The following is a 26,957-nucleotide window of genomic DNA, read 5'->3' on the forward strand; positions in this document are numbered from 1 at the left end:
GGGGGCGTTCAGTCCTGCGGGGCGGGCTCCCCGTAGATGTCCGCGATCTGCGCGGCGAAGTCCTTCATGATCGCCGACCGGCGCATCTTCAGGGACGGGGTCACATGGCCCTCCTCCAGGGAGAAGTCGCGGTCGAGGATGCGGAACTCCCGGATCCCCTCGGCGCGCGAGACCAGGCTGTTGGCCTTGTCCACGACCTCCTGGATGTGGCGGCGCACCGCGTCCTCGCGCGCGGCCGCGGCGACGTCGAGGTCCTTCGGCAGGCCGTTCGCGGCGAGCCACGCCGGCAGGGTGTCGGTGTCGAGGGTGACGATCGCCGCGATGAAGGGCTTGCCGTCGCCGACCACCATCACCTGGGAGACGAGCGCGTCGCTGCGGATCGCGTCCTCGAGCATCGCCGGTGCCACGTTCTTGCCGCCGGCCGTCACCAGCAGCTCCTTCTTGCGGCCGGTGATCGTGAGGAAGCCGTCGTCGTCCAGGGCTCCGAGGTCGCCGGTGCGGAACCAGCCGTCCTCGAAGGCCTCCTCGTTCGCCTCCGGTCGGTTGTGGTAGCCGCGCATCAGCGACGTGCCGCGCGTGAGGATCTCGCCGTCCTCGGCGATCCGCACCTGGTTGCCGCCGAGGGGGTGTCCGACCGTGCCGATCTTCAGCCGGTCCGGCCGGCCCACGGTGATGGGGGCCGTCGTCTCGGTGAGGCCGTAGCCCTCGAGGATGGTCACGCCCACGCCGCGGAAGAAGTGCGCCAGGTCGGGGGAGAGGGGGCCGCCGCCGGAGACCGCGTACGCGAGCCGGCCGCCCATGGCCGTCCGGATCCGGCGGTAGATCAGCGCGGAGTAGAACGCGCGCTGCAGCCGCAGGGGCGCCGTCATCTGGCCCGAGTCCAGCGCCCGGGACCAGCGGATCGCCACGTCCGCGCCACGGCGGAAGATCTTCTCCTTGCCGCCGCTCTGCGCGTTGAGCAGCGCCGCGTTGTAGATCTTCTCGAACACGCGCGGCACGGCCAGCACGAAGCTCGGCTGGAAGGTCTGCAGCGAGACCGAGAGCCGCTTGATGTCCGAGACGTGCCCGCAGCGTGCGCCCGCGGCGACGGTGAGCACCGAGACGAAGCGCGCGAACACGTGCGCCAGGGGGATGAACAGCACGGTGGAGGTGTCCGGGCGGACGACGTCGCCGAGCGAGGAGGACAGGGTCTGGTTGACGAGCTCCGCGAAGTTCTCGTGCGTGAGCTCGCAGCCCTTGGGCCGGCCCGTGGTGCCGGAGGTGTAGATGATGGTCGCCAGGTCGGCCAGGCTGGCGGAGGACCGGCGCGTCTCGAGCTCCTCATCGGTGACGTCCGCGCCCAGGGCGACGAGCGCCTCGAGGCCGGAGCCGGGGGCGCCGTCGGCCGGGTCCATCGTCCACAGGCCGACCAGTTCCGGCAGGCCCTCGCGCTGCACCGCGTCCCGCACCGTCTTGGCGAGGTCCTCGTTCCCGGTCACGACGGCGCGCACGTGCGAGTCCTCGATGATCCAGGACACCTGGCTGACGGAGGAGGTCTCGTACACGGGCACGGTGACCGCGCCGGCATACCAGATGGCGAAGTCGACCAGGGTCCACTCCAGGCGGGTGGAGGCCAGCAGCCCGACCGTCTCCCCGGGCTGGATCCCGGCGGCGATGAGCCCCTTGGCCAGGGCCCGCACGCGCTCGCGGGCGTCCCGGGCGGAGACGTCCGTCCACTGATCCTGCGCGTCGGCCACCGCGAAGAGGGCGTGGTCGGGGCGCTCCGTCGCCTGACGTTCCAGGAAGTCCGTGATGTTCGCCTCCGGGGACAGGCGGGGCTGGTACGGCTCGCTGATCTCGTGCATGGGGCTCCTCGGGCGTTGGGTCGGTCCGGCCGACCGGCTGGTCGGCGGAACGGAAGTATGTGTGAGGCGTGTCACGCACACTCTACAACCGGGAGCGGCAGGGTCCGGGCCGCGACTCAGGACGTCGTCAGGGCGGCGACCGCGGTCCGGCCGTGGTCGATCAGCAGCGGCAGGTCGTGGTCCAGCGTGGCGACGTGGCGGCTGCGGGGCAATCCCACCACCTCCACGGGGGCGTGGCGCAGGCCCCGCACCAGGGCCCGGTGGCTCGCGGCAGGCACGACGGCGTCGCGGGCTGACCGGTAGACCGTCACGGGAGCGGTGATCCGCGGCAGGGCGCGGCGGGCAGCCCGCTGGATGCGGCCGAGGGCGGCGACACCGGCCACCGGCGTGCGGGGGTAGGCGCGCTCGCGCGCCGTCGGATCGGCGATGTCGTCCGCGATCGGGGCGACCGTGGGGACGAACGGCGCCAGCAGCGGGGCGAAGGGGGCGAGCGGGCTGGCGAATCGCAGCGCGGGGTTCACCACGAGCACCCCGGCCACGGGTCGGTGGGCGGCGGCGTCGAGCGCGAGGGCGCCGCCCATCGAGATGCCCGCCATGACCACGCGGCCGTGTCGGGCGAGCTCGAGGTCGACGACGGCCCGGACGGCGGCGCGGATCTCGTCCGCACCGGTGGCGGCCAGGTCCTCCCACCGGGTGCCGTGCCCCGGCAGCAGGGGCACGCTCACGGGGGAGCCGCCCGCCGCGAGCCCCTCGGCCCAGGCGCGGACGGAGGCCGGAGTCGAGGTGAACCCGTGCAGGAGCACGACGCAGTGGTCGCGCCGGGCGGGAGCGGCGGGCACGAGGCGCAGGGGGAGGTCCTCGGGGGCGACGGCGACGGGGTGGGGCATGGTCCCAGGGTAGGGCGGGCGGACCGTACGATGGGCTGGCACCCGACCGCCCCGACCGGAAGGCCCCCGTGTCCACGTTCTACTGGTCCGCCAAGACGTTCGCCGTGGCCCCGGCCACCCGCCTGCTGTTCCGCCCCTGGGTGAAGGGCCTCGGGAACGTGCCGGCCGAGGGCCCGGCGATCCTGGCCAGCAACCACCTGTCCGTCTCGGACTCGGTGTTCATGCCTGCCATGCTCGACCGCCAGGTGCACTTCCTGGCCAAGCGCGAGTACTTCACCGGCCCGGGCGTGAAGGGGTGGGTCACCCGCCGGTTCTTCGAGGCCGCGAACCAGCTGCCCATGGACCGCTCCGGCGGAGAGGCGTCCCTGCGCTCGCTGGACGCGGGCCTCGAGGCGCTGCGGGAGGGCCGGCTGCTCGGGATCTACCCGGAGGGCACCCGCAGCCCGGACGGGCGGCTGCACCGCGGCAAGATCGGCGTGGCCAAGCTCGCGCTGGCCTCGGGCGCGCCCGTGGTGCCCATCGCGATGATCGGCACGGACCAGGTCCAGCCGATCGGCCGCACGCTGCCGCGGATCCGGCGCCTCGGCATGATCTTCGGCGAGCCGCTGGACTTCTCCGGCCGCGCCGAGGCCGCCGGCGACCGCCGGGTGCTGCGGGAGGTGACGGACGAGATCATGGAGGCCATCCGACGCCTGTCGGGCCAGGAGTACGTGGACACCTACGCGGCGGACGTGAAGGCGGGCCGGGTGGCCGCTCCGCCGCGCGCCCGCGACTGAGCGGGGCCCGAGCGTCGTCATCCGGGGACGCCGAGGCCGGGGCGCGGCACGCGGCCCCCTAGCCTGGTGCGCATGACTGAAGACCCCCGCGAGAAGATCCTGGCCTTCGGCACCGCCATCTCCGAGGGCGCCGCCGACATCCCCGGCCTGGACCACTGGCGCTCGCTGCCGATCGCGCAGGCGCCGTCCTGGGCGGACGAGGCGGATCACCGCGCCGCCGTCGCCGAGCTGAGCGCCCTGCCCCCGCTCGTCTTCGCGGGCGAGGTCGACCTGCTGCGCGCCCGGCTGGCCGACGTCGCCCAGGGCCGCGCGTTCCTCCTGCAGGGCGGCGACTGCGCCGAGACGTTCGCCGGGTCCACCGCCAACCGGATCAGCGCCCGGGTGAAGACCATCCTGCAGATGGCCGCGGTGCTGACCTACGGCGCCTCCATGCCGGTCGTGAAGATGGGCCGGATCGCCGGCCAGTTCGCCAAGCCGCGCTCCTCGGACACGGAGACCCGCGACGGCGTCACGCTGCCCAGTTTCCGCGGCGAGATCGTGAACGGCTACGAGTTCACCGAGCAGGCCCGCCGGCACGACGCCCGACGGATGGTGCAGGCGTACCACACCTCCGCCTCCACCCTGAACCTGGTCCGCGCCTTCACCCAGGGCGGCTTCGCCGACCTGCGCAGCGTGCACCAGTGGAACCAGGGCTTCATGGCCAACCCGGCCTACGCCCAGTACGAGGAGATGGCCGCCGAGATCGACCGCGCGGTCCGCTTCATGAACGCCGCGGGCGTGGACTTCGAGGCCATGCGCCGCACCGAGTTCTACTCGGCCCACGAGGCGCTCCTGCTCGACTACGAGCGCGCCCTGACCCGCGTGGACTCGCGCAGCGGCGACCCCTACGCCACGAGCGCCCACTTCCTGTGGATCGGCGAGCGCACCCGCCAGGTGGACGGCGCCCACGTCGACTTCCTCTCCCGGGTCCGCAACCCGATCGGCGTGAAGCTCGGCCCGACCACCACGGCCGCGGACGCCCTCGAGCTCGCCGAGCGGCTGGACCCGGAGCGCGAGCCGGGCCGCCTGACCTTCATCACCCGCATGGGCGCGGAGCGGATCCGGGACGTGCTGCCCGGCATCGTCGAGGGCGTCCGGGCCGCGGGGCTGGAGCCGGTGTGGGTCACCGACCCGATGCACGGCAACACCGTGACCGCGGCCAACGGCTACAAGACCCGCCGGTTCGAGGACGTGATGGACGAGGTCAGCGGCTTCTTCGAGGTGCACCGCGAGCTCGGCACGCACCCGGGCGGCATGCACGTCGAGCTGACCGGCGACGACGTCGCCGAGTGCCTGGGCGGCTCCGACCCGATCAACGAGGCCGACTTCGACGCCCGCTACGAGACGCTGTGCGACCCGCGGCTGAACCACCAGCAGTCCCTGGAGATGGCGTTCAAGGTCACCGAGGCCCTCTCGCACCCCGAGCGCCGCGCGCCGCGGGCCTGACCGCGCGGCCGGGCACGCCCCGGCTCAGCCGACCCAGACGTGGACCGCGGTGCCCTCGGGCAGCGCGGTCCCGGCGGCGGGGGACTGGTGGAGGACCCGGGACTCGCCCCGGGCGGAGAGCGGCAGCGGGAGGCGATGCACGCGGGCGTCCCAGCCGCCGTCCACCAGCGTCGTGCGCGCCGTCTCCGGATCCTGCCCGGTCACGTCCGGCACCGGGCGCACGGCGCGGCCCTCGGAGAGCACCACGCGGATCGCGGTGCCCGGCGTCGCCTGCTCGCCGGGGGCCGGGTGCTGCTCGAGCACGGCCCCGGCCGGCACTGCGGGATCGGTGCGGCGCTCCGCGACCTCCACGGTGAACCGGGCGTCCCGGGCCACGCCGTGGGCCTGCCGGATCACGACGCCGGTCAGGTCCGGCACCGGCACCGGCGCGGGTCCGGCGGAGACGGTGAGCTCAACGGGGGTGCCGCGCCCTGCCGGCTCCCCGGCCGCGGGCGAGCTGGCGACGACCGTGCCCTCCGTGCGGAGTTCGTCGTGCCGGGCCGTGACCGCCGCGGTGAAGCCCGCGGCGGTCAGCCGTTCCTCCGCCGCCTCCCGGGCCAGCCCATCGAGGTCGGGGACCACCGCCACGCCGCCGACGCCGAAGCCGCCGGAGCCCAGCGTCCAGCCCAGCAGCAGGGCGACGCCGGTGAGCAGCAGGGTCACGGCCGCGCCGATCGCCGCGGCCCGGCCGGTGCCCTGGCCGAGGTCGAGCGCGGGGCGGCGGGCCGCCCGACGCAGTCGCCGTCGGGAGCCGCGCCCCGGATGCCGGTCCGCCGGAGCGGGGTCGCCCGCGAGCGGGCCGATCGGCTCCGCCGGGCGCGCGGCGGGCCGCGGGTCGGCCCCGTGCGTCGCCGCACGGGTGTCGACGACGTCGGTCATGTCCTCGTCGAGGTCGGACTCGGCCAGGGCGGGGAGCGCGCGCGTCGCGTGGTGGTCGCCGGCGTCGAGGGCGCGGGTCTGCAGGTCCCCGTCCGGCGCTGCCTCCTCGTGGCCATCGGCGGCGGGGACGGCCACCGCCGGCTTCGCGCCCGGGCCCTCGGCGGGCTGCGCGGCGGGGCGGCGGTCCGGTTCGTCGGGGTCCAGGCCCGCCGCCACGGCGTCGATGCGGTGCAGGAGCTCGTCGGCACCGGCGGGCCGGTCGGCCGGGTCCGGCTCGGTGCACCACAGCACGAGGTCGTCGAGGTCCTCGGGGAGCCCGGGGTGCAGCGTGGACGGCACGGGGACCCGCTCGTGGACGTGCCGGTAGGCGACCTGCAGCGCGGTCGCCGCGGTGTACGGCTGGCGGCCCGTGAGCAGCTCGAACAGGATGATGCCCACGGCGTACACGTCGGAGCGGGCGTCGGCGGGCGCCCCGGCGATGTGCTCGGGGGCGAGGTAGGCGGGCGTGCCCACGACGGCCTGCCCGGCCAGGGTGTGGGCCGTGGCGGCGCGGGACAGGCCGAAGTCCGCGACCGTCACCCGGCCGTCGTCGCGGACGAGCACGTTCTCGGGCTTCACGTCCCGGTGCACCAGTCCGGCGCGGTGCGCGGCGGCCAGGCCGTCGACGAGCGGACGCAGGAACCGCAGCGCCTCCCGGGGCGAGAGCGGTGCACGGTCCCGGATGACGGTGCGCAGCGTGTGCCCGGGCACGTGCTCCATCACGAGGTAGGCCAGCACGTCGCCGTCCCCGGCCTCGGTGTGGCCCTGGTCCAGGACCGCGACGACGTGCGGATGGGACAGCCGCGCCGCCGTCTTGGCCTCCTGCTCGAACCGGCCGACGAGGACGGGGTCCTCCGCCAGGTGCGGGTGCATGACCTTGAGCGCCACCTGGCGGTCGAGACGCTCGTCCACGGCCAGGTAGACGGTGGACATGCCGCCCCGGGCCAGCCGCTCGACGACCCGGTAGCGGCCGTCGACGATGCCCCCCACGAGGGGGTCCCGGCGTGCGCTGCTCATCGTCCCAGGGTAGGACAGGCGGCGGACCCCCTTGAGGCGGTCCGCCGCCGGCGGATCAGAACATCGCCATCGCGGCGCGCACCTTGGCCACGTAGTCCCGTGCCTCCGGGTTCAGGCCGACGTCCAGCACTCCGCCGAGGCCCTGGTAGTAGGCCCCGATGCCCTGATCGAGGGTGGGGGTGCGGTCCTGCACGTACTTGATGAACGCGACGCCGGCCACCGCGTTGTCGTAGGGGTCCAGCAGGTTCAGCTCGCGGCCCACCAGCTCCGAGGCGAACTCGCCCGTGATCGGGATGACCTGCATCGCGCCCACGGCGTTGCCGGGGGAGACCGAGGCCATGCGGAAGCGGGACTCGGTGTACGCGTGGCCCAGGGCCAGGCGGGGGTCCACGCCCATCCGCTCGGCGGTCTCGCGGACGATCTGCTGCATCTGCTCGGGGGTGGGCTGCGGGACGGAGCGCAGCAGGCGCAGGTTCTCGTTCGCCGAGGCCGTGACGTGCGGCGCGTAGGTGCGCCCGAGGAAGGTGTCGCCGACCGCCTGGACGGCGGAGGCCGGCTCCACCTCGAGGGTGCCGTCGGAGATCACGAGCACGTCGCCGGGGTGCAGCGTCGAGGCCCGCGTCAGGCCGTTGAGCTCGCGCAGACGGGGGATGGACACCTCGAACCGCTGGGAGATCCCCCAGAGGGAGTCGCCGGAGACCACGGTGTACCGGATCGTCCCGCCGGCCGCCGCCGGGGCCGTCGACGCCGGCGCGGAGGCGGGGGTCGTGGCCGGGGCGGTCGACGCGGGGGCCTTCGGTGCGGGGGCCGTGCGCTGCGTGGTCAGGACCATGCCCGGGTGGAGCATGCTCGACGCGTTCATGCCGTTGAGGCGCTGCAGCTGCGCGGCGGAGACGCCGGTGCGGCGGGCGATGACCCACCACCCGTCGTTCGGCTGCACCGTGTAGGTCCCGGCGGCCGGGGCCGGGGCCGCCGCGCCGGTCAGGCGGAGCTCGTCACCCGGGTGGAGCACGGTCTCCAGGCCCAGGCCGTTGAACCGCAGCAGGTCGGCGACGGAGACGCCGCGGGCGGCCGAGATCCGGGTGAGGGTGTCGCCCGGGCGCACGGTGTGCACCGCCGCCTCCTGGGCGTGGGCCTGGGCGGGCAGACCGGTGAGCAGCAGCAGGGGCACCGCGCCGCCGGTCAGGACGGAGCGCAGGCGGCGGGAGCGGACGGGGGTGTGGGGCACGGCAGACCTCGGCATCGGATCGGACGGATGGAACACGACGGGGAAGTGACGGGTGGGACCCGTGGCCCCCGCGGTCGACCGACGACGTCGGCGTCCGGCCGTGGAGCCTCGGCGATGTTATCGGAATGTGATCTTCGTGACCATACCGAGATCCATGCCGTCCGGGGCGCGGTGGGCCGGGCCCGTCGGCGGCCACGTAGGCTGGCGGCCGTGAGCACCACTTCCTCCGACACCCCGGTCCCCGCTGACGCGATCCCCGCCGAGCTCGACGCCCTCGTGGGCGAGTGGCTCTCCGTGCCCGACGTGGCGGAGCGCCTCGACCAGCGCGTGACCCGCGTCCACAACCTCGTGCATGATCGCCGCCTGCTGGCCGTGCGTCGCCCCGACCCCGCGGTGCGGTCCGTGCCGGCGCTGTTCCTCACCGAGACCGGCGTGCTCGACTCCCTGCAGGGCACGCTCGTGCTGTTGGCCGACGCCGGCTTCTCCGACGAGGAGGCCCTCCGTTGGCTGTTCACCGAGGACGAGTCGTTGCCCGGCCGCCCCATCGACGCGCTCCGGGACGGTCGGAAGACCGAGATCCGGCGCCGCGCCCAGGCCCTGGCCTGGTGAGCCGGCCCCGCGGGCGGTCATCCGCCCGCGGGGTCCGTGCCGCTCAGTGGCGGCGCGACGTGTATGCGTCGATCAGCCGCGTGAGCTCGGCGCTCACGTCCTCGGGGACGCCGTGCGCGAGCAGGCCCGCCACGGCCCCGGCCGCCTCGTGCGAGAGCGCCGCGACCCGCTCTTCGACGGCCCGGCGCGCGCCGCACGCCTCGAGGACGGCCTGCCAGTGGGCCACCCGGTCCGCGCCGAGGTCCGGATCGCCGAGGTCCGCGTCGAGCGCGGCGGCCTCGTCCGGGGCGAGCAGCTCGACCGCGCGGGCGATGAGCACCGTCTGCTTCCCCTCCCGCAGGTCGTCGCCCGCGGGCTTGCCCGTGGCCGCCGGATCGCCGAACACGCCGAGCAGGTCGTCGCGGTACTGGAAGGCCATGCCGAACGGCAGCGACACCCGGGCGAACGCGGTCACCAGCCCGTCGTCCGCCCCCGCCAGCAGCCCGCCGAGGGCGAGCGGGTGCACCGCCGAGTAGCGCGCCGACTTGTGCTCCACCACCGCCTCGGCGGCCGCCTCGGCCTCGCGGGCGTCGCGCGCCGCCGGGGCCATCTCGGCCACCACGTCGAGGTACTGACCCGCCATCACGCCGAAGCGCATCCGCTCGAGCTCGGCCCGCGCCCGGTCCTCCCGGGGCGTGCCGGCGAGGACGCGCGCGAAGGCCGTCTCGCTCATCCCCAGAGCGACGTCGCCGGCGAGGATCGCGGCGGAGACGCCGAAGTGCTCCGCGGCGTGGCGCCAACCCGCCTCCCGGTGGAGGGACTCGAAGCGGCGGTGCACGCTGGGCATCCCGCGGCGGGTGTCCGAGCGGTCCAGGATGTCGTCGTGGATCAGCGCCGCGGCCTGGAACAGCTCGAACGCCGCGCCCGCCTCGGCGATGCGGGGGTCCTCCGCCTCGCCACCGGCCGCCCGCCAGCCGAGCCAGGCCAGGACGGCGCGCAGGCGCTTGCCGCCCGCGGTCAGGTCCGCGATCGCGTCCACGAGGGGCGCCGTCATCGGGTGGACGTCCCGGGCGAGTTCGCGGTGCTCCGCCAGCAGGCGGTCGAGGGCGTCGGCGACGGCGGCGCGGAAGCGGTCCTGGTCGGCGGGACGGGGGCGGGGGACGGCGACGTCGGCGGGCATGGCCCCACCCTAGCCGCGCCGTGCGACGGCTCGCCGGTCCCGGATAGGCTCGGTCCATGTCCGAGACCGCGCCCGCTGCACCCCGCGACGAGGCGACGATCCTGCACGTGGACATGGACGCGTTCTTCCTGTCCGTCGAGCTGCGCGAACGGCCCGACCTCGAGGGGCGTCCCGCCGCCGTCGCCGCCCCGAGCGGCCGGTCCGTGGTGCTCTCCGCCTCGTATGCGGCGCGGGCCTACGGGGTCCGCTCGGCGATGCCCCTGGCGCACGCCCGCGCCCTGTGTCCGCCCCTCGTGGTCATCCCGCCGCGCCAGCAGCTCTACCGGGCCGTCTCCGCCGAGGTGATGGCCGTGCTCGCGGACGTGACCCCCGTGATGGAGCAGCTCAGCGTGGACGAGGCGTTCCTCGACGTCGCCGGCGCCCGCCGCCGGCTCGGCCCGCCCGAGCACATCGGCCACCTGATCCGGGAGCGTGTCCGCTCCGCGCTGGGGCTGCCGTGCACGGTGGGCGGCTCGGCCGTGAAGTTCGTGGCCAAGACGGCGTCCACCGCGGCCAAGCCCGACGGCCTGCTGATCGTGCCGCCGGAGCGCACCCTGGACTTCCTCCATCCGCTGCCCGTGGGCCGGCTGTGGGGCGTGGGCCCCAAGGCGGCCGAGCGGCTCGCCCGGCGGGGGGTGGCGACCATCGGCGACCTCGCCCGGGTGGACCCCGCGCGGCTGGAGGCGTCGTTCGGGGCCGCCGGCCGGGAGTGGGCGTCGCTCGCCCGGGGCATCGACCCGCGCCCCGTCGCCCCGCGCCCGGCGGCCCGCAGCATCGGCGCGGACCACACCTTCGACGTCGACCCCGTCGACGTCGCGGGCGTCGACCCGGAGGTCCTGCGCCTGTGCCACCGGGTCGCGGCCCGGCTGCGCGCGGAGCAAGTCACCGCCGGCGCGGTCACGGTCCGCCTCAAGGCGCCGGACGGGTCGGTCCGCAGCCGCACCGCCCGCCTCGCCCGGCCGACCGCCACGGGCCACGACCTCCTCGGCCCGGCGCGGCGGCTCGTCCGCGAGCTGCATGCCGAACGACCGCATCCGATCCGGCTCGTGGGCGTGCGCGCCGAGCGCCTCGGGGACGGGGCCGACCAGCCCCCGGCCCAGGAGGCGCTCTTCGGCGGTCCCGCCTGGGGGACGGAGGACGAGGCATCGGGGGAGGGCGACTGGGCCGGCGCCGAGGCCGCCCTGGACGCCGTGGCTCGACGCTTCCCGACGGCGGCCGTGCGGCCGGCGTCGCTGCTGGGTCGGCGCGAAGCCCGCGCCGACGCCCGCCGGGACGCGCCGCGGCCGGGCACCGGCGGCCCGGGCCGGGAGTGAGGGATTCCGGGGTCCGCGACGTCGCCACCTGGCTGGGGTGGGGCGGCAGGTCCTATCCTGGAGGGCAAGTCGGACGCGCGGGCGTCCCCTCCCGGTCCCGGAGGCGTCGGAGGCCGCGTTCGAAGGAGTCGCCATGCCCCTCTCAGAGCATGAGCAGCGGATGCTGGACCAGCTGGAGCAGCAGCTGCGCACCGAGGACCCCCGGCTGGCCACCCAGATGGCGGACACGGGGCGGCATCGGCTGCCCGTGGGTCGCGTGGTGGCCGGGGCCGTCCTCGCCGTGGTCGGGTTGCTCGTCGTGGTCCTCGGGGTCGCCAACCACGCCATCCTCCTCGGCGTGCTCGGCGTCGTCGTCATCGGGGTCGGCATCTTCCTGCTGACCGCGCGGCCGCGCGCCGTCGCCTCCGCGGCCCGACGGTCGGGCGCACCGCGGCGGCAGGGGGGCGGCGACTTCATGGGCCGCCTCGAGCGGCGCTGGGACGAGCGACGCGCCCGAGGCGACTGAGCCCGGCCCGCCGGGCCCCCACCCTCCTCCACTCCAGGCCCCGATCCGACGCGGATCGGGGCCTTTCCGCTGCCCGGGGCCCCCGTCGTCGCCCCGGCCCTCCACCGGCGTCCCCCCGGCCCTCCACTTCCCTCCACGGCGACGCCGGCCACGGGATCCGCGGGATGGCGCGCCGGACCCGGGACCTCGACACGCCTGTGGCGCCGTGACCCGCGTTGTGGGGTTGATGGTGGAGGGAAGTGGGGTAATGTGGAGGAAAGGAGAGAGCATGGGTCCCGACCTTGGTCGGGAGGGACCGCTCGACGAGCCAGGGGGTGTGCCGTGTTCTTGGGCACGTACACCCCCCGGCTCGACGAGAAGTCCCGGCTGATCCTCCCCGCCAAGTTCCGCGAGGAGCTGGCGGAGGGGCTGGTCCTGACCCGGGGTCAGGAGCGCTGCGTCTACGTGTTCAGCGCTCGTGAGTTCGAGCGGGTCCACGAGCAGATGAGGTCGGCTCCACTGTCCTCCCGCCAGGCCCGTGACTACATCCGCGTCTTCCTCTCGGGGGCGTCGGACGAGGTCCCGGACAAGCAGGGTCGGGTGACCGTGCCGGCGCCGCTGCGGCAGTACGCGGGGCTGGACCGGGACGTGACCGTGATCGGCGCGGGGACGCGAGTGGAGATCTGGGACTCGGAGTCCTGGAACACCTACCTCGCCGAGCAGGAAGCCGCCTTCTCCGAGACCGACGAGGACGTCCTGCCCGGCGTCTTCTGACCGTGACCACCCGACCTCGAGCGAGACCTCCAGCCGACGCCGCCGCACCTGACCCGTCTTCCCCTGGGCCAGGCGCGGCGGCGGACGGATGGGGATCCCGCCCGAGGTCCGCCAGGACCGCGATGTGAGCAGGAGGTCGAGAGTGGACGCAGGCCAGCCGCGCCCCGAGGACCGCCACCTGCCCGTGATGCGGGACCGCGTCGTCGACCTCCTCGCCCCCGCCGTCCAGGCCGCGCTCGAGGCCGGCCGCACGCCCGTCGCCGTCGACGGCACGCTGGGCATGGGCGGGCACACCGAGGCCCTGCTGACCCGGTTTCCCCAGCTGCGCGTCATCGGCATCGACCGCGACGCCCACGCCCAGGCCATGGCCGCCGAGCGCCTCGGCCCCCTCGCCGACCGTCTGATCCCCTTCCACGGCACCTACGACCGGGTGCCCGAGGCCATGGCCGCCGCGGGCGTCACGAAGGTCGACGCCGCGCTCTACGACCTCGGCGTGTCCTCCTATCAGCTGGACGACCGGGAACGCGGCTTCGCCTACTCCTACGACGCGCCGCTGGACATGCGCATGGACGACACCGCCGAGCGCTCCGCCGCGACGCTCGTGGCGGAGCTGGACGAGCAGGAGCTGCGCCGCATCATCCGTCGCGACGGCGAGGAGCGCTTCGCCGGCCCCATCGCACGGGCCATCGTCCGGGCCCGCGCCGAGGCCCCCATCGAGACCACCGGCCGCCTCGTCGAGGTGATCCGCTCGGCCGTCCCCGTCGCCGCGGGGGCCACCGGCGGGCACCCGGCCAAGCGCACCTTCCAAGCCCTGCGCATCGCCGTGAACGAGGAGCTCGACATCCTCGACGCCGCCGTGCCCGCCATCCTCGACGCCCTCCACGTGGGCGGCCGCCTCGTGGTGATGAGCTACCACTCCCTCGAGGACCGCATCACGAAGCGGCACCTGAGCGCGTGGGCCACGTCCACGGCGCCCCCGGGGTTCCCGGTGGTGCTGGAGGAGCACGAACCCGTGGTGCGGGTGCTCACCCGTGGCACCGAGAAGCCCACCGAAGAAGAAATCTCAGAGAACCGTCGCGCCTCCTCCGCGAAAGTGCGGGCGGTTGAGAAGATCAGGACGTCCAGGACCACGGCATGACGCTGCACGAGGAGATGAGCATGGCCGCACACGCACGGATCGCCGAGTCGCTGCGCCCCGGGTCGACCCCCGTCGCCCCTGCGCGGCCGGCTCCGCAGGAGCGCACGCCGCTCTCGGTGGTGCCCGCCCCGCTGCCCCGATCCCGCTCCGGCGTGACCGTGCTGTGCGTCCTCGTGGTGCTCGCCGCGCTCGCGGCGGTGCTCGTCATGAACATCACGATGTCCAACCGGCAGTACGCCCTCCTGGACCTGCGCCAGGAGCAGCAGGCCGTCACCGAGACCAATGAGCGGCTGGCCGAGCAGGTGGGCCACCTCGAGGCGCCGCAGAACCTGGCCGCGCGCGCCGACGCCCTCGGGATGGTCGCCCCCGCCGGCACCGCCTCCGTGGACGCGGGCACAGGCGAGTTCAGCGGCGAGGCCCAGACGGCCCAGGACGGCGACATCTCCGCCACCTACGTGGCGCCGCCGGCGGACGCGGACGCGGTCCGCCAGGGGGCGTCCGCCGAGGGCCAGGACGAGATCGAGGGACCGCGCACCCTCGGCGGTGAGGACGCCTCCGCCGCAGCCGACCAGGACGCCGCCGACCGTTGATCGACCGTCCCGCCTCGCACCCTGCCCGCGGCGGATCGACGGTCGGATCCCCTCCCGGGCACCCCGCCGTGCGCACCCGCGTCCTGCTGCTGCTCGTCTTGGTCCTGCTCGGCGGGCTCGCGCTGCGGCTCGTCTACGTGCAGGGCATCGACCCCACGGGGCAGGCCGCGGCAGCCATGGACCAGCGTCTGACACACCAGGAGATCCTGCCGGAGCGCGGGTCCATCCTGGACCGCGACGGAGACGTGCTGGCCGCCAGTGTGCGCCGATACGACATCGTCGTGGACCAGCGCCTCGTCAAGGACTTCAACGAATGGGACCGCGAGGCCCGGAAGACCGTGCTCGTGGACGTGGACTCCCGCCTGGCCAGCCTGGCCGAGGTGCTCGGCATGTCGGAGGAGGAGGTGCGCGAGGCCACCATCGGCTCCCGCCCGTACGCCGTGGTGCGCCGCTCCGTGACCCCGGAGGTGCGGGACAAGGCTATGGCGCTCAACGTGCCGGGCCTGCTCTCCGAGGCGGTGGACCGCCGCACCTACCCGAACGGGTCGGTCGCGGGCAGCATCATCGGCTTCATGGGCGGTGACGGCACCGCCCTCGAGGGCCTCGAGCTCAGCCAGGACGACGTCATGACCGGCACCCCGGGCACCCGCACGTTCGAGGTGGGCGCGGACGGCATCCGCATCCCCAACGCCCCGCTCGAGGAGGTTCCGGCCGTGGACGGCGCGGATCTGCGCCTGACCGTGGACAAGGACGCCCAGTGGTTCGCGCAGGAGACCCTCGGCGCCCTCGCCGCCGAGTACGACGCGGAGTGGGCGAACGCCGTCGTGATGGACGTGAAGACGGGCGACGTGATCGTCATGGCGGACTCCACCACGGTGGACCCCGCCGACCCCGACGCCACCGAGGAGAACTTCCGCACCTCCACCGTGATGAGCACGCCGTACGAGCCGGGCTCCACGGGCAAGGCGCTGCCGATCGCGGCCGCCGTCGACGCCGGGAAGGTCACCGCCACGGACGGCTTCACCGTCCCCAGCAGCCAGGGCTTCGACGGGCAGACCATCCGGGACTTCTCCCCGCACCCGACGTTCGACATGACCGTGGCCGGCATCTACGCGCGCTCCTACAACACGGGCACGGTGCAGATCGCCGAGAAGATCACGGACGAGCAGCGCTACGAGTACATGCGCTCCTTCGGGGTCGGCCGGCCCATCGACCTCGGCCTGCCGCAGCAGGCGGGCAGCGTCCTCGTCCCGCCCGAGCAATGGGACGGCCGCCAGCGCCTGACCACGGCCTTCGGCCAGGGCTACACCCAGACCACCCTGCACACCGCCCAGATGTACCAGGCCCTCGCCAACGGCGGCGTGCTGATCCCGGCCCGGCTGATCGACGCCACGGTGGACGGCGACGGCGCGGAGAAGCGCTGGGAGTCGTCCGCGGAGCCCCATCGCGTGGTCTCCGAGGAGACGGCGACGCAGATGCTCCGCATGATGGAGACCGTCGTGACGCAGGGCACCAGCAAGGCCGCCGCGATCCCCGGCTATCGCGTGGGCGGCAAGTCCTCCACCGCCGAGGCGGCGAGCGACACCGGCACGTACGACGGCTACAACTTCGGCTTCACCGCCGTCGCCCCGCTCGACGACCCCCGCTTCGTGGTGTCCGTGTCCATGCATCGGCCGCCGTCGAAGCAGGGCTCCCGGGACGTGTCCATCGCGGCCGCCACGATCATGGAGTACATGCTCCGCCAGGCGGACGTGCCCGCCACCGGAGCCGAGCCGAACGACTACCGCGTCTTCGTGGACGATCCGCAGGACCGGCCGTGGTGACCCACGGCTCCGGCCCCGAGCACCCCAGGAGCACCCCCATGACCACCCCGAGCGACCCCTCCGCTCCGCTGACCCCGGCCCAGCAGGACGCCGCCTTCCGGCCCTCCCGCACCCCCGCCACGCCCTGGCCCGCCCTCGCACAGGCGCTGGCCGAGGCGGGGATCGCGGCCCACGTCCACGGCGCGGCCCCGGCCGACGGCGTCACGGGGGTCAGCCTCGACTCGCGTGTCGTGCGCCCGGGCGACCTCTACGTCGCCGTGCCGGGGGCGCGCGCCCACGGTGCGGCGTTCGCGGCCACGGCGCTGGAGGCCGGCGCCGTCGGCGTCCTGACGGACGCGGCGGGTCGCGCGCTCCTGGCGGAGCAGGGTCTGGCCGACGCCCCGGTGCTCGAGGTCGACGCCGTGCGCACCGCCGCTGGCACCGTGGCGGCCCGCGTGTACGGCGGCGGGGGCGACGCCGGCCCGCGCCTGGTCGGCGTGACCGGCACCAACGGCAAGACCACCACGAGCTTCCTCGCCGCCGCCCTGCTCGAGGCCCTGGGGCGCCGGTCGGGCATCGTGGGCACGATCCTGATCCGCGCGGGGGAGCGGGAGGTCCCCTCCACGCTCACCACGCCCGAGGCCACCCAGCTGCACGCCCTCATGGCGCTCATGCGCGAGGAGGAGGTGGACACCGCCGTCATGGAGGTCTCCTCCCACGCCGTGGCGTATCAGCGGATCGCCGGCCTGCGCTACGCGGTGGCCGGGTTCACCAACCTGACCCAGGACCACCTGGACATGCACGGCTCGATGGAGGAGTACTTCGCGGCCAAGGCCGGTCTGTTCGACCCCGCCCGCACCGACCACGCCGTCATCACGCTCGACGGCGGCGAGGGGCCCCGCTGGGGCGTCGCCATGGCCCGGGCCGCCAGCGCTCCCGTCACCACGCTGGCCCTCGGGCCGGCCGCGCCGACGCCGGGCGCCCTGGCCGACCACGACCCCGGCCTCCGGGCGGACTGGGAGGTCGCCGAGCTCGCGCCGGACGGCCTCGGCCACCGCTTCACGCTGCGCCACGCGGACACGGGCCGTGAGCTGCGGGCCTCCGTCGGTCTGCCGGGCCGCTTCAACGTGGCCAACGCGGCCCTCGCGGTCCTGCTCGTGCTGCACGCCGTGGGGGAGGAGCACCTGGACGCGCTCGCCGCCGTCCTGGACGTGCCCGCGGGCGAGGGCCCCCTGGCCGCCGCCGTCCCCGGGCGGATGGAGGTCGTGGGCCGCGAGCCGGACGCCGTCGTCGACTTCGCGCACAACCCGGACGGCATGGTGCAGGCGCTGCGCTCCCTCGCCGACGCCCGGGCGGCGGCCGGGACGCGCGGCCGCACCCTGATCGTGTTCGGCTCCGCCGGTGACCGCGACCGTGACAAGCGGCCCGTGATGGGCGCGATCGCGGCCCGGGCGGCGGATGTGGTGATCGTCACCGACGACACCCCCCACTCGGAGGACCCGGCCCCGATCCGCGCCCACATCCTCGCCGGCGCCCGCGCCGAGGCCGACCGCATCGCGCGGGAGGAGGGCCGCACGGTCGTGATCGAGGAGGTGGCCGACCGTGCCGCGGCCATCCGCCGCGCCGTGGAGCTGGCGGGGCCGCAGGACGGCATCCTCCTGGCCGGCCGCGGGCACGAGACCACGATGGACTACGACGGCGAGCTCGTCCCGCTGGACGACCGGGTGGCCCTGCGCGAGGCCCTGGCCGCCCGTGCCGCTGTGGCCTCCGCCTCGGGCTCCGGCCCAGCCCGCGAGGGTAAGGTCATCGAGTCATGATCGCTCTCACCGCAGCCCAGATCGCCGAGGCCGTGTCCGGCACGCTCTCGGCCACCCTCGACCCCGCCACCGTGCTGGTGCACGTCACCCCCGACTCGCGGGAGGTCACCGCCGAGGGCACCCTCTACGTGGCGAAGCCGGGCGAGCACGCCGACGGCCACGACTTCATCGACGCCGCACTGGCCGCCGGCGCCGCCGCTGTGCTCGCCGAGCGCCCCACGCACGCCCCCGACGGGGCCGCGCACCCGGCGATCATCGTCGAGGACGCCGTGCTCGCGATGGGCGCGCTCGCCCGCGAGGTCGTGCGCCGCGTCCGGGAGCACTCCCCGACCACCGTCATCGGCATCACCGGCTCGGCCGGCAAGACCACCACCAAGGACCTGCTCGCCGCCCTGCTCACCACCCAGGGCCCCACCGTCGCACCGGTCGGCTCGTACAACGGCGAGGTCGGCGTGCCGCTCACGGTGTTCCGGGCGGAGCTGGAGACGCGCTTCCTCGTGGTCGAGATGGGCGCGGACCACGTCGGCAACATCGCGTACCTCTGCGACATCGTGCGCCCGGACATCGGCGTCGTGCTCATGGTGGGCACCGCCCACGCGGGCAGCTTCGGCGGCGTGGCGAACATCGCGCGCACCAAGGGCGAGCTCGTGGAGGCCCTCGGCCCCGACGGCGTCGCCGTCCTCAACCTCGACGACGAGCGTGTCGCCGGCATGGCTGCGCGGACCGCCGCCCCGATCACCTGGTTCACCGCGGACGAGCGGGGCGTCGCCCGGGCGGCCGAGGACGTGGCCGCCGGCCGCGCGTCGGGCCTCGTCGCCGCACGGGACGTGCGCGCCGACGACCAGGAGCGCCCCGTGTTCGACCTGCAGGTCGGGACGGATGGGGCCGCCGTGCGGCATCCGGTCGCCTCCGGACTGACCGGCCTGCACCACGTGCACAACGTGCTGGCCGCCGCCGCGGCTGCCCACGCCGCCGGCATGGACCCGGCCGAGATCGCCCGTGGTCTCGACGGGCTCGGGCCCGCCAGCCGCTTCCGGATGGAGCGCACCGACCGTGCGGACGGCGTCACGATCATCAACGACGCGTACAACGCCAACCCCGAGTCCATGCGCGCCGCGCTGCGGACGCTGGCCACCCTCGGCCGCTCCAGCGGCCGCCGCACCTGGGCCGTCCTGGGGGAGATGCTCGAGCTCGGCGACGCCCGCGTCCGTGAGCACACCCTCGTGGGCGAGTCCGTGGTGCGCCTGAACATCGCCCAGCTGCTGGTGGTGGGTGCCGGAGCCCGGCCGCTCTACATCGGCGCCCTCAACGAGGGCAGCTGGGGCGAGGAGGCGCACTTCGTCGACGACGCCGCGCAGGCCGAGGCGTTCCTCGCCGAGCACCTGCGCCCCGGCGACCTCGTCCTCGTCAAGTCCTCCAACGGCGTCGGGCTCGCGGCCCTCGGCGAGCGCCTCGCCACGGCCGACGCCGTCGCCGCCCCCTCCGCCTCCCCGAAGGAGTCCCGACCGTGATCGGACTGCTCATCGGCGGCGTGCTCGGCCTGGTCCTCTCGGCCGCCGGCACCCCGCTGTTCATCCGGTTCCTCGTCAAGCGCGGGTACGGCCAGTTCGTCCGCGACGACGGCCCGACCACCCACAAGACCAAGCGCGGCACGCCCACGATGGGCGGCGCGGTCATCATCGGGTCCCTGGTGCTGGCGTACCTGATCACGCACGGGCTGCTCGCCGTGCTCGGCGTCGACTTCGGCGGGCCCACGGCCTCCGGCCTGATCCTGCTGCTGCTCACGGTGGGCATGGCCTTCGTCGGGTTCGTGGACGACTTCACGAAGATCACGAAGCAGCGATCGCTCGGCCTGACGCCGCGCGGCAAGATCATCCTCCAGGCCCTGATCGGCACCGCCTTCGCCGTCCTCGCCCTGAACTTCCCGGACGAGCGGGGCCTGACCCCCGCCTCGACGGCGATCTCCTTCGCCCGGGACGTCCCGTGGCTCGACCTGGCCTTCGCCGGACCCGCGATCGGCGTCATCCTGTTCGTGATCTGGTCGAACCTCATCACCACCGCCACCACGAACGCCGTGAACCTCACGGACGGCCTCGACGGGCTCGCCACGGGCGCCACCGCCATGATCACGGGCGCCTACGTCCTGATGTCGCTCTTCCAGTCGAGCCAGTCCTGCGCGCTCGAGGGCACCGGCGGCTGCTACGAGGTCCGCGACCCCATGGACCTCGCCCTGCTCGCGGCGATCCTCACGGGCAGCCTGCTGGGCTTCCTCTGGTGGAACACCTCCCCGGCCAAGATCTTCATGGGGGACACCGGCTCCCTGGGCCTGGGCGGCGCCCTGGCCGGCTTCGCGATCTTCACGCGCACCGAGATCCTGGTGGCCGTGCTGGCCGGCCTCATGGTCGCGATCACGCTCTCCGTCATCATCCAGGTGGGCTGGTTCAAGGTCTCCGGCGGCAAGCGCGTGTTCCTCATGGCGCCGCTGCAGCACCACTTCGAGCTCAAGGGCTGGGCCGAGGTGACCGTCGTGGTCCGCTTCTGGCTGCTGTCCCTGATGTGCGTCACCGTGGGGCTCGCGATCTTCTACGGCGACTGGCTCATCCGCCAGGGCGGCCTCGCGGGGGTGACCCCGTGACCGGCCCCGCGTCCGACGCCGCGCCCGCACCGGTGCGCCGGCCCTGCGCCGACACCGCCCGCACCGCCGGCCTCTCGTCCTGGGACGCCCCGGGGTGGGCCGGCCTGCGGGTCGTCGTCACGGGCCTGGGCGTCACCGGCTTCTCCGTGGCCGACACCCTGGCCGAGCTGGGCGCCGCCGTCGTGGTGGTGGACGGCGACGACGGTCCGGAGAACCAGGCGCGCGCCGAGACCCTGCGGATCGTGGGGGTCCGCGAGGTCCTGCTCGACCGGGCGGCCACACAGGCGCTGCCCGAGGTCGACGGCGCCGCCGCGGACCTCGTCGTGACCTCCCCGGGCTGGCGACCGGACCAGCCGCTGCTGATGGCCGCCCATGCGGCTGGCCTGCCGATCTGGTCCGACGTCGAACTGGCCTGGCGGCTGCGCGAACGTGCCGGCCGGAAGACCGCCGACTGGGTGTGCCTGACGGGCACGAACGGCAAGACGACCACCGTGACGATGGTCGAGGCCATCCTGCGGGCGGACGGCCGTCGGGCGGTGGCCTGCGGCAACGTCGGCACCCCCGTGCTCGACGCGATCCGCGACCCGGAGGGCTTCGACGTGCTCGCCCTCGAGCTCTCCAGCTTCCAGCTGCACTGGACGCACGGCCTGGCCCCGGCCTCGTCTGCGGTGCTGAACCTGGCCGAGGACCACGTGGACTGGCACGGCTCGATGGAGGAGTACGCCGCCGCCAAGGGCAAGGTGTACGCGCACACGAGGACGGCCTGCGTGTTCAACGAGCAGGACCCGGTGACCCGCACCCTCGTGGAGCGTGCGGACGTCCAGGAGGGCTGCCGCGCGATCGGCTTCACCACGGACACCCCGGGCCTGTCCGACATCGGCGTCGTGGACGGGATCCTCGTGGACCGTGCGTTCCTGGACAACCGGCGCCACGAGGCGATCGCCCTGGCCGAGCGCGCCGACCTGGGCCCGGTGGCGCCGCGCCACACCATGGCCAACGCGGCCGCCGCGGCGGCGTTGACCCGGGCCGTCGGGGTGAGCCCCGCGGCCGTGGCCGAGGGCCTGCGCTCCTACGACCGCGGGGAGCACCGCATCCAGCTCGTGGCCACCTCCCGCGACGTCATGTGGGTCAACGACTCCAAGGCGACGAACCCGCACGCCGCGGACGCGTCGCTGGCGGCGTTCAGCTCCGTGGTGTGGCTGGCCGGCGGCCTGCCCAAGGGCGTGACCTATCACGAGCTGGTGGCCGCGCACGCCCACCGGCTCCGCGCGGTGGTGCTCCTGGGCAGGGACACCTCCGCCCTGCGCGCGGCCCTGGCCGCGCACGCCCCCGAGGTCCCCGTCCACGCCCCCCTCGCCGCGGCCGACGGCACCGGCCCCGCCGACGGCGCGGCCGTGATGGCCGAGGCGGTGCGCGTGGCCGACGGCCTGGCCCGCCCCGGCGACACCGTGCTCATGGCGCCCGCCGCGGCGTCGATGGACCAGTTCCGCTCCTACGCGGCCCGCGGCGACGCGTTCATCGACGCCGTCGCCGGGCTGATGCGCGAGCACGGCTGGGACGTGGACGACGACGCCGCACCCGACGCCGACTGACCCGCCGCCCACCCGACCGTCTCGCTTCCCCCGTGAGGAGGGCCATGTCCCCGATCGAGCTCCGCCCGGTCCGCCCCCGCGCGGACGACGACGCCCCCGAACACCGGGAGCGGCTGCTGCGCCGGATGTGGCGGGTCCTCGAGGGCCGCCGCGCCCTCGACTTGTCGGTCCTGCTCATCAGCGGCTGCACCGCCCTGCTCACCGTGCTGGGCCTCGTGATGGTGCTCTCCTCGTCCTCCGTCGAGGCGATCGGCACCGGCGGCGGCTCGTACGCCCTGTTCCTGCGCCAGACCGCCTGGGCGGTGGCGGGCGTGGCGGCCCTGCTCGTGTTCTCGCGCCTGCCGGTGCGCGTCTTCAAGGCGATCGCCTGGCCGGCGTTCGGCGTGGCCGTGATCCTGCTCGCGCTGGTCGCGTTCTCCCCGCTCGGCGTCACCGTGGGCGGCAATCGCAACTGGCTGGGCATCGGCGGGTTCCGGATGCAGCCCTCCGAGGCCGCCAAGCTCGCCCTGGCCCTGTGGGCGGCGGCGGTCCTGGAGCGCAAGCACCGCCTCGTCACCCAGGTGCGGCACGCGCTGATCCCGGTGCTGCCCGGCGGCCTGCTGCTGCTAGGCCTGGTGATGGCGGGCAGCGACCTCGGGACCGCGATCATCCTCGCGCTCGTGCTGGCCACGGTGCTGTACGTGGCCGGCACCCACTGGGGGGTCTTCCTCACCTTCCTGGCGCTGAGCGTGGTGGGCATCCTGGCCCTGACCCTCCTCGCCCCGCACCGCATGGTCCGGGTGCAGGCCTGGATGGGGGACTGCTCCGACGCCACCGACCCCTGCTTCCAGCCGGCGCACGGGATGTACGCCCTGGCCTCGGGCGGCTGGTGGGGCGCCGGCCTCGGCCAGTCCCGCCAGAAGTGGAGCTACATCCCGGAGGCCGAGAACGACTTCATCTTCACCATCCTCGGCGAGGAGCTCGGGCTCGTGGGCACGCTGGTGGTGCTGCTGGCCTACCTCGGCCTGGCGATCGGCATCTACCGCGTCGCCGCCGGGACCACGTCCACGTTCATCCGCCTGTCCACGTGGGGGATCCTGGCCTGGCTGGTGGGTCAGGCGTCCGTCAACATCGCGATGGTCTCCGGGATCATCCCCGTGGTGGGCGTCCCGCTGCCCTTCATCTCCTATGGTGGTTCCGCGCTCACCCTGTCCTTGAGCGCGGTCGGCATCGTGCTGGCCTTCGCCCGCCACGAGCGCCGCCGTGCCGCGCAGCCGGACGCCCGCCCGCAGGCGGACGAGCCGGACACCGACCCCCTCCCCGTGATCCCCACCCCCGCCCTCCAGGAGCCCCGATGACGCAGACCCCTCATCCCTCCGGACCCCTGCGGGTGGTGCTGGCCGGCGGCGGCACCGCCGGCCACATCTCCCCGATGCTCGCGATCGCCCGCGCCCTGGAGAGCGACGGCGGCGGTCCCGTCGAGTGCACCATGGTCGGCACCGCCTCCGGCATGGAGACGCGTCTCGTCCCCGAGGCGGGCTACGAGCTCGACCTGATCGACCGGGTCCCGATGCCGCGCCGCCCGTCGATGGACGTCGTCCGCTTCCCGGCCCGCATGCGCGCCGCGGTCGCCACGGCGGCCCGGATCCTGCGGGACCGGCGCGCCGACGTCGTCGTGGGCGTGGGCGGCTACGTCGCCACCCCCGTGTACCTCGCCGCCTTCCGGGCCGGTGTGCCCGTGGTGGTCCACGAGGCCAACGCCCGCCCCGGCCTGGCCAACCGCATCGGCGCCCTGCGGGCCACGCACGTCGGCACCGCCCTGCCGGACACCCGCCTCCGCGGCGCCCGCTGGGTGGGCATGCCGATGCGCCCCGAGATCTCCGGCCTGGACCGGGCGGTCGCCCGCCGTGCCGCCCGTGAGGCCCTCGGCCTCGACCCGGACCGGACCACCGTCGTGGTGACCGGCGGCAGCTCGGGCGCGCTGGCCGTGAACCGCACCGTGCGCGCCGCGCTGGGCGATCTCCTCGACGCCGGTCTGCAGGTCTTCCACCTGACCGGGCGGGACAAGGCCCTCACCGAGGACGACGGCAGCCTCCTGGTCCGGGACGGCTACGTCCAGCGGGAGTACCTGGCGGGCATGGAGCAGGCCTACGCCGCCGCCGACCTGATCGTCGCCCGCTCGGGCGCCGGCACGGTCTGCGAGGTGTCCGCGGTCGGCCTGCCCGCCGTCTACGTCCCCCTGCCCATCGGCAACGGCGAGCAGGCGCTCAACGCCCGCCCCGTGGTGGAGGCGGAGGGCGCGCTGCTCGTCCGCGACGACGCCTTCGGGCGCGCGTGGGTGCAGCGTCAGCTGATCCCGCTGGCGACCGACCCCGAGCGTCTGGCGCGCATGGGGGAGGCGGCCGCCCGCTTCGGCGTCCGGGACGCGGACGTCACCATGGCCGGCCTCGTGCGGTCGGCCGCCCAGGAAGGAGCCCGGCGATGAGCCGCGACGAGAGCACCCGTCCCGCGGCCGAGGGCCGCTTCGCCGACCTGGGCCGCGTGCACCTGCTGGGGATCGGCGGCGTCGGCGTGTCGGGGGTCGCCCGCATCCTCCAGGAGCAGGGCGTCGCGGTGTCCGGCTCCGACGCGAAGGACCTGCCCGTGATGCGCGAGCTCGCCGCGGGCGGCGCCCGGATCACGGTCGGCTACGACGCCGAGCACCTCGGCCGGGACGTCACCACGGTGATCGCCTCCTCGATCGCCGGGCCGGGCAACCCGGAGCACGACGCCGCCGTGGCGCGCGGACTGCGCGTGCTGCACCGTTCCGAGGGCCTCGCCCTGGCCATGCGCGGCCACCGGGTGCTGGCCGTCGCCGGCACGCACGGGAAGACCACCACGTCGTCCATGGCCGCCATGGCCTTCTCCGACGCCGGCTGGGACCCCACGTTCGCCGTCGGCGCCGCCGTCGCCGGGCTCGGCACCAACGCCCGGGCGGGCCGGGGCGAGTGGTTCATCGCGGAGGCCGACGAGTCCGACGGCACCCTGGTGAACTACCCGAGCACGATCGGGATCGTCACGACCGTGGAAGCCGACCACCTGGACCACTACGGGACCGAGGAGGCGGTGCACCAGGTCTTCCGGGACTTCGCGGGCGGGCTGCCGGCCGCCGCGGAGGGCGGGGTCCTCGTGGCCTGCCTCGACGACGCCGGCGCGGCGGACCTGGCCGCGTGGGCCCGGGACAACGCGGCCGCCGACGTCGTGACCTACGGCACGGCGACCCGCGACGGCGTGGCGCCGGACCTGCTGGTCACCGGCCTCACGGTGGAGCCGGGCGAGACCGGAGTGGGCCAGCGCGCCACGCTCCGGATGGCGGACGGCCCGGAGCGCACACTGCACCTGCAGGTGCCCGGCCGGCACAACGCGCTGAACGCCGCCGCCGTGGTCCTGGCCGCCGTCCGGGCGGGCATGGCCTTCGAGGCCGCCGTGCGGGGCGTCGAGGCCTTCCGGGGCACGGCCCGCCGCTTCGAGTTCCGCGGCGCCGCACGCGGCGTGCGGGTCTTCGACGACTACGCGCACCATCCCACGGAGGTGGCCGCCGCGGTCTCCGCCGGCCGTGCCGTGGCCGGCGACGCCCGCGTGCACGTCCTGTTCCAGCCCCACCTGTTCTCCCGCACCCGGGACTTCGCCGCCGAGTTCGCCGCCGCCCTCTCCGGGGCGGACGTGGTGCGCGTGCTGCCCGTGTACGCGGCCCGGGAGGAGCCGATGCCCGGCGTCGACTCGTCCCTCATCGCCTCCCGCCTCACCACGGGTGCCGCCGAGGACCGTGTCGTCGCCGAGGACCGCGCCGAGGCGGTGCGCTCGCTCGCGGCCGGCGCCGAGACCGGCGACGTCGTCCTGACGATGGGTGCGGGGGACGTGACCGCCCTGGGCCCGGACCTGCTCGCCGAGCTCGGCCGGGACGCGGCGCTCGGCGTCGCCCACCCGTGAGACGCGGCCACGGGACGCCGCCGGTCGCACCGGCCGGGGCCGACGCCTCCACCGTCGTCCGGTTCCCGGGCCGCACCGCGCGCCGGCGCCGCGCCGTGCGCTGGGGTGGGGCGGCCGCGGTGCTCGCGGTGCTGGGCGCCCTGGGGTGGGTCGTGTTCTTCTCGCCCGTGCTCGCGGTGGACCGCGTCGAGGTCACCGGCACCCGCCATGTCTCCGCCACCGACGTCCAGGAGCGCCTGGAGCCCGTGTCCGGCGTGCCGCTGTCCCGCGTCGGCGCCGGCCGCGTGCGCGAGCTGGTCGGCGACCTGCCCGGGGTGGCCGAGGTCCAGACCGTGCCCCGCCTGCCCACCGGCCTGGAGGTCGTGGTCCGGGAGCACGAGGCGCGGGCCCGGCGGGGCGGCGACGACGGCGTGCAGCTGCTGCTCGCGGACGGCACCGTCCTGACGGGAGTGCCGGAGGAGCGGCTCGAGGGGGAGGACCTCCCCGCGTTCTCGGAGGAGCTGGCGCACCGGGCGCAGGAGGAGCGCGCCGAGGTGGCCGAGGTGCTGGCCGCGCTGCCGGAGTCCGTGGCCGATCGTGTCGAGACCGCGGACTCCCGGGGCCCGGGCCAGGTCCGTCTGGCGCTCGAGGGCGGGGTGACCCTGGTCTGGGGCGACGCGCAGGACGCCGGCCTCAAGGGGTCCGTGGCCGAGGCGTTCCTGGCGGACGAGCGGCACGGATCCGCGGCGGGCGGCGTCGCCGAGATCGACGTCTCCGTGCCCACGCGGCCGATCACGCGCTGAACCGGGGCCACAGGAGTCTCCAGTAGAACGTGAAGGTGAAGGTCGGGGCGCGGGGCCTCGTGCGAGTCGGGGTATCCTCAC

The 26,957-nt window shown here is 75.0% G+C and carries 22 protein-coding genes; 17 read left to right on the top strand and 5 right to left on the bottom strand.

Going from position 1 to position 26,957, the window contains the following annotated elements:
- Window positions 1-8: 8 nt before the first annotated feature.
- A complete protein-coding gene (locus ACUXPL_RS07645; RefSeq protein ID WP_454183014.1) occupies window positions 9-1,844 on the bottom strand; it encodes an AMP-dependent synthetase/ligase in 1,836 nt (611 codons plus the stop codon).
- Window positions 1,845-1,960: 116 nt separating this feature from the next.
- Complete coding sequence (locus tag ACUXPL_RS07650) at window positions 1,961-2,731, bottom strand: alpha/beta hydrolase (protein WP_180535755.1); 771 nt, start codon at window positions 2,729-2,731, stop codon at window positions 1,961-1,963.
- A 68-nt stretch (window positions 2,732-2,799) separates the two neighbouring features.
- Here ACUXPL_RS07650 and ACUXPL_RS07655 point away from each other — a divergent pair, with 68 nt between their 5' ends.
- Complete coding sequence (locus tag ACUXPL_RS07655) at window positions 2,800-3,507, top strand: lysophospholipid acyltransferase family protein (RefSeq protein WP_454183016.1); 708 nt, start codon at window positions 2,800-2,802, stop codon at window positions 3,505-3,507.
- Between the two features lie 72 nt (window positions 3,508-3,579).
- The gene (locus tag ACUXPL_RS07660; protein ID WP_180535753.1) at window positions 3,580-4,992 is read left to right on the top strand and encodes a class II 3-deoxy-7-phosphoheptulonate synthase; all 1,413 of its coding nucleotides are present in this window, start codon (window positions 3,580-3,582) and stop codon (window positions 4,990-4,992) included.
- A gap of 24 nt (window positions 4,993-5,016) precedes the next feature.
- Here the strand turns inward: ACUXPL_RS07660 and pknB are convergent, their stop codons facing one another.
- Together pknB and ACUXPL_RS07670 are read right to left on the bottom strand one after the other, a co-directional pair.
- On the bottom strand, window positions 5,017-6,966 hold the full coding sequence (gene pknB / locus ACUXPL_RS07665; protein ID WP_454183018.1) for a Stk1 family PASTA domain-containing Ser/Thr kinase: 1,950 nt from the start codon (window positions 6,964-6,966) through the stop codon (window positions 5,017-5,019).
- A 55-nt stretch (window positions 6,967-7,021) separates the two neighbouring features.
- Window positions 7,022-8,194 carry a LysM peptidoglycan-binding domain-containing protein gene (locus ACUXPL_RS07670; protein ID WP_454183020.1) on the bottom strand — a complete coding sequence of 391 codons (1,173 nt, stop codon included), beginning with the start codon at window positions 8,192-8,194 and terminating at the stop codon, window positions 7,022-7,024.
- Between the two features lie 210 nt (window positions 8,195-8,404).
- Between ACUXPL_RS07670 and ACUXPL_RS07675 the strand changes: the two genes are divergently transcribed.
- Window positions 8,405-8,803 (top strand): Rv2175c family DNA-binding protein, encoded by a 399-nt coding sequence (locus ACUXPL_RS07675; protein ID WP_387100653.1) that lies wholly within the window; start codon window positions 8,405-8,407, stop codon window positions 8,801-8,803.
- Between the two features lie 43 nt (window positions 8,804-8,846).
- On the opposite strand, the gene ACUXPL_RS07680 is transcribed toward ACUXPL_RS07675, so the two are convergent.
- The gene (locus tag ACUXPL_RS07680) at window positions 8,847-9,962 is read right to left on the bottom strand and encodes a polyprenyl synthetase family protein (protein ID WP_454183022.1); all 1,116 of its coding nucleotides are present in this window, start codon (window positions 9,960-9,962) and stop codon (window positions 8,847-8,849) included.
- 56 nt (window positions 9,963-10,018) lie between these two features.
- Between ACUXPL_RS07680 and dinB the strand changes: the two genes are divergently transcribed.
- From dinB to ACUXPL_RS07750, 14 genes are all read left to right on the top strand, one after another.
- Window positions 10,019-11,314 carry a DNA polymerase IV gene (gene dinB, locus ACUXPL_RS07685; RefSeq protein WP_180535749.1) on the top strand — a complete coding sequence of 432 codons (1,296 nt, stop codon included), beginning with the start codon at window positions 10,019-10,021 and terminating at the stop codon, window positions 11,312-11,314.
- A 133-nt stretch (window positions 11,315-11,447) separates the two neighbouring features.
- Complete coding sequence (locus tag ACUXPL_RS07690; RefSeq protein ID WP_454183024.1) at window positions 11,448-11,819, top strand: DUF3040 domain-containing protein; 372 nt, start codon at window positions 11,448-11,450, stop codon at window positions 11,817-11,819.
- A 321-nt stretch (window positions 11,820-12,140) separates the two neighbouring features.
- Complete coding sequence (gene mraZ, locus ACUXPL_RS07695) at window positions 12,141-12,572, top strand: division/cell wall cluster transcriptional repressor MraZ (RefSeq protein WP_044659496.1); 432 nt, start codon at window positions 12,141-12,143, stop codon at window positions 12,570-12,572.
- 142 nt (window positions 12,573-12,714) lie between these two features.
- Window positions 12,715-13,710, top strand: coding sequence for a 16S rRNA (cytosine(1402)-N(4))-methyltransferase RsmH (rsmH, locus tag ACUXPL_RS07700; RefSeq protein WP_387100660.1), 996 nt, complete (start codon window positions 12,715-12,717; stop codon window positions 13,708-13,710).
- A 20-nt stretch (window positions 13,711-13,730) separates the two neighbouring features.
- Window positions 13,731-14,300, top strand: a complete 570-nt coding sequence (locus tag ACUXPL_RS07705; protein ID WP_454183026.1) for a hypothetical protein — start codon at window positions 13,731-13,733, stop codon at window positions 14,298-14,300.
- Between the two features lie 68 nt (window positions 14,301-14,368).
- The gene (locus ACUXPL_RS07710) at window positions 14,369-16,123 is read left to right on the top strand and encodes a peptidoglycan D,D-transpeptidase FtsI family protein (RefSeq protein WP_454183028.1); all 1,755 of its coding nucleotides are present in this window, start codon (window positions 14,369-14,371) and stop codon (window positions 16,121-16,123) included.
- A 38-nt stretch (window positions 16,124-16,161) separates the two neighbouring features.
- Window positions 16,162-17,919, top strand: coding sequence for a Mur ligase family protein (locus ACUXPL_RS07715; RefSeq protein WP_454183030.1), 1,758 nt, complete (start codon window positions 16,162-16,164; stop codon window positions 17,917-17,919).
- The gene (locus tag ACUXPL_RS07720) at window positions 17,916-19,430 is read left to right on the top strand and encodes a UDP-N-acetylmuramoyl-tripeptide--D-alanyl-D-alanine ligase (protein WP_454183032.1); all 1,515 of its coding nucleotides are present in this window, start codon (window positions 17,916-17,918) and stop codon (window positions 19,428-19,430) included. The genes ACUXPL_RS07715 and ACUXPL_RS07720 overlap by 4 nt, the downstream gene beginning before the upstream one ends.
- Window positions 19,427-20,554, top strand: coding sequence for a phospho-N-acetylmuramoyl-pentapeptide-transferase (gene mraY / locus ACUXPL_RS07725; protein ID WP_454183034.1), 1,128 nt, complete (start codon window positions 19,427-19,429; stop codon window positions 20,552-20,554). The genes ACUXPL_RS07720 and mraY overlap by 4 nt, the downstream gene beginning before the upstream one ends.
- A complete protein-coding gene (murD, locus tag ACUXPL_RS07730) occupies window positions 20,551-22,146 on the top strand; it encodes a UDP-N-acetylmuramoyl-L-alanine--D-glutamate ligase (protein ID WP_454183036.1) in 1,596 nt (531 codons plus the stop codon). Before mraY ends, murD begins: the two co-directional genes overlap by 4 nt.
- A gap of 44 nt (window positions 22,147-22,190) precedes the next feature.
- Complete coding sequence (gene ftsW, locus ACUXPL_RS07735; protein WP_387100672.1) at window positions 22,191-23,483, top strand: putative lipid II flippase FtsW; 1,293 nt, start codon at window positions 22,191-22,193, stop codon at window positions 23,481-23,483.
- Entirely contained in the window at window positions 23,480-24,610 is a 1,131-nt protein-coding gene (murG, locus tag ACUXPL_RS07740) for an undecaprenyldiphospho-muramoylpentapeptide beta-N-acetylglucosaminyltransferase (RefSeq protein ID WP_454183038.1), read from the top strand. Before ftsW ends, murG begins: the two co-directional genes overlap by 4 nt.
- Complete coding sequence (gene murC, locus ACUXPL_RS07745; protein ID WP_454183040.1) at window positions 24,607-26,094, top strand: UDP-N-acetylmuramate--L-alanine ligase; 1,488 nt, start codon at window positions 24,607-24,609, stop codon at window positions 26,092-26,094. Before murG ends, murC begins: the two co-directional genes overlap by 4 nt.
- Complete coding sequence (locus tag ACUXPL_RS07750) at window positions 26,091-26,876, top strand: cell division protein FtsQ/DivIB (RefSeq protein WP_454183042.1); 786 nt, start codon at window positions 26,091-26,093, stop codon at window positions 26,874-26,876. Before murC ends, ACUXPL_RS07750 begins: the two co-directional genes overlap by 4 nt.
- Window positions 26,877-26,957 lie beyond the last annotated feature (81 nt).

The sequence above is a fragment of the Micrococcus sp. 140720015-1 genome (genome assembly GCF_053627595.1).

What these genes read in the sequence shown, in the direction of transcription:
- ACUXPL_RS07645 (WP_454183014.1), bottom strand. Translation starts at nt 1,844, where the DNA reads ATGCACGAGATCAGCGAGCCGTACCAGCCCCGCCTGTCCCCGGAGGCG.
- ACUXPL_RS07650 (WP_180535755.1), bottom strand. Translation starts at nt 2,731, where the DNA reads ATGCCCCACCCCGTCGCCGTCGCCCCCGAGGACCTCCCCCTGCGCCTC.
- ACUXPL_RS07660 (WP_180535753.1), top strand. Translation starts at nt 3,580, where the DNA reads ATGACTGAAGACCCCCGCGAGAAGATCCTGGCCTTCGGCACCGCCATC.
- pknB (WP_454183018.1), bottom strand. Translation starts at nt 6,966, where the DNA reads ATGAGCAGCGCACGCCGGGACCCCCTCGTGGGGGGCATCGTCGACGGC.
- ACUXPL_RS07680 (WP_454183022.1), bottom strand. Translation starts at nt 9,962, where the DNA reads ATGCCCGCCGACGTCGCCGTCCCCCGCCCCCGTCCCGCCGACCAGGAC.
- dinB (WP_180535749.1), top strand. Translation starts at nt 10,019, where the DNA reads ATGTCCGAGACCGCGCCCGCTGCACCCCGCGACGAGGCGACGATCCTG.
- ACUXPL_RS07690 (WP_454183024.1), top strand. Translation starts at nt 11,448, where the DNA reads ATGCCCCTCTCAGAGCATGAGCAGCGGATGCTGGACCAGCTGGAGCAG.
- ACUXPL_RS07705 (WP_454183026.1), top strand. Translation starts at nt 13,731, where the DNA reads ATGGCCGCACACGCACGGATCGCCGAGTCGCTGCGCCCCGGGTCGACC.
- ACUXPL_RS07715 (WP_454183030.1), top strand. Translation starts at nt 16,162, where the DNA reads ATGACCACCCCGAGCGACCCCTCCGCTCCGCTGACCCCGGCCCAGCAG.
- ACUXPL_RS07720 (WP_454183032.1), top strand. Translation starts at nt 17,916, where the DNA reads ATGATCGCTCTCACCGCAGCCCAGATCGCCGAGGCCGTGTCCGGCACG.
- ftsW (WP_387100672.1), top strand. Translation starts at nt 22,191, where the DNA reads ATGTCCCCGATCGAGCTCCGCCCGGTCCGCCCCCGCGCGGACGACGAC.
- murG (WP_454183038.1), top strand. Translation starts at nt 23,480, where the DNA reads ATGACGCAGACCCCTCATCCCTCCGGACCCCTGCGGGTGGTGCTGGCC.
- murC (WP_454183040.1), top strand. Translation starts at nt 24,607, where the DNA reads ATGAGCCGCGACGAGAGCACCCGTCCCGCGGCCGAGGGCCGCTTCGCC.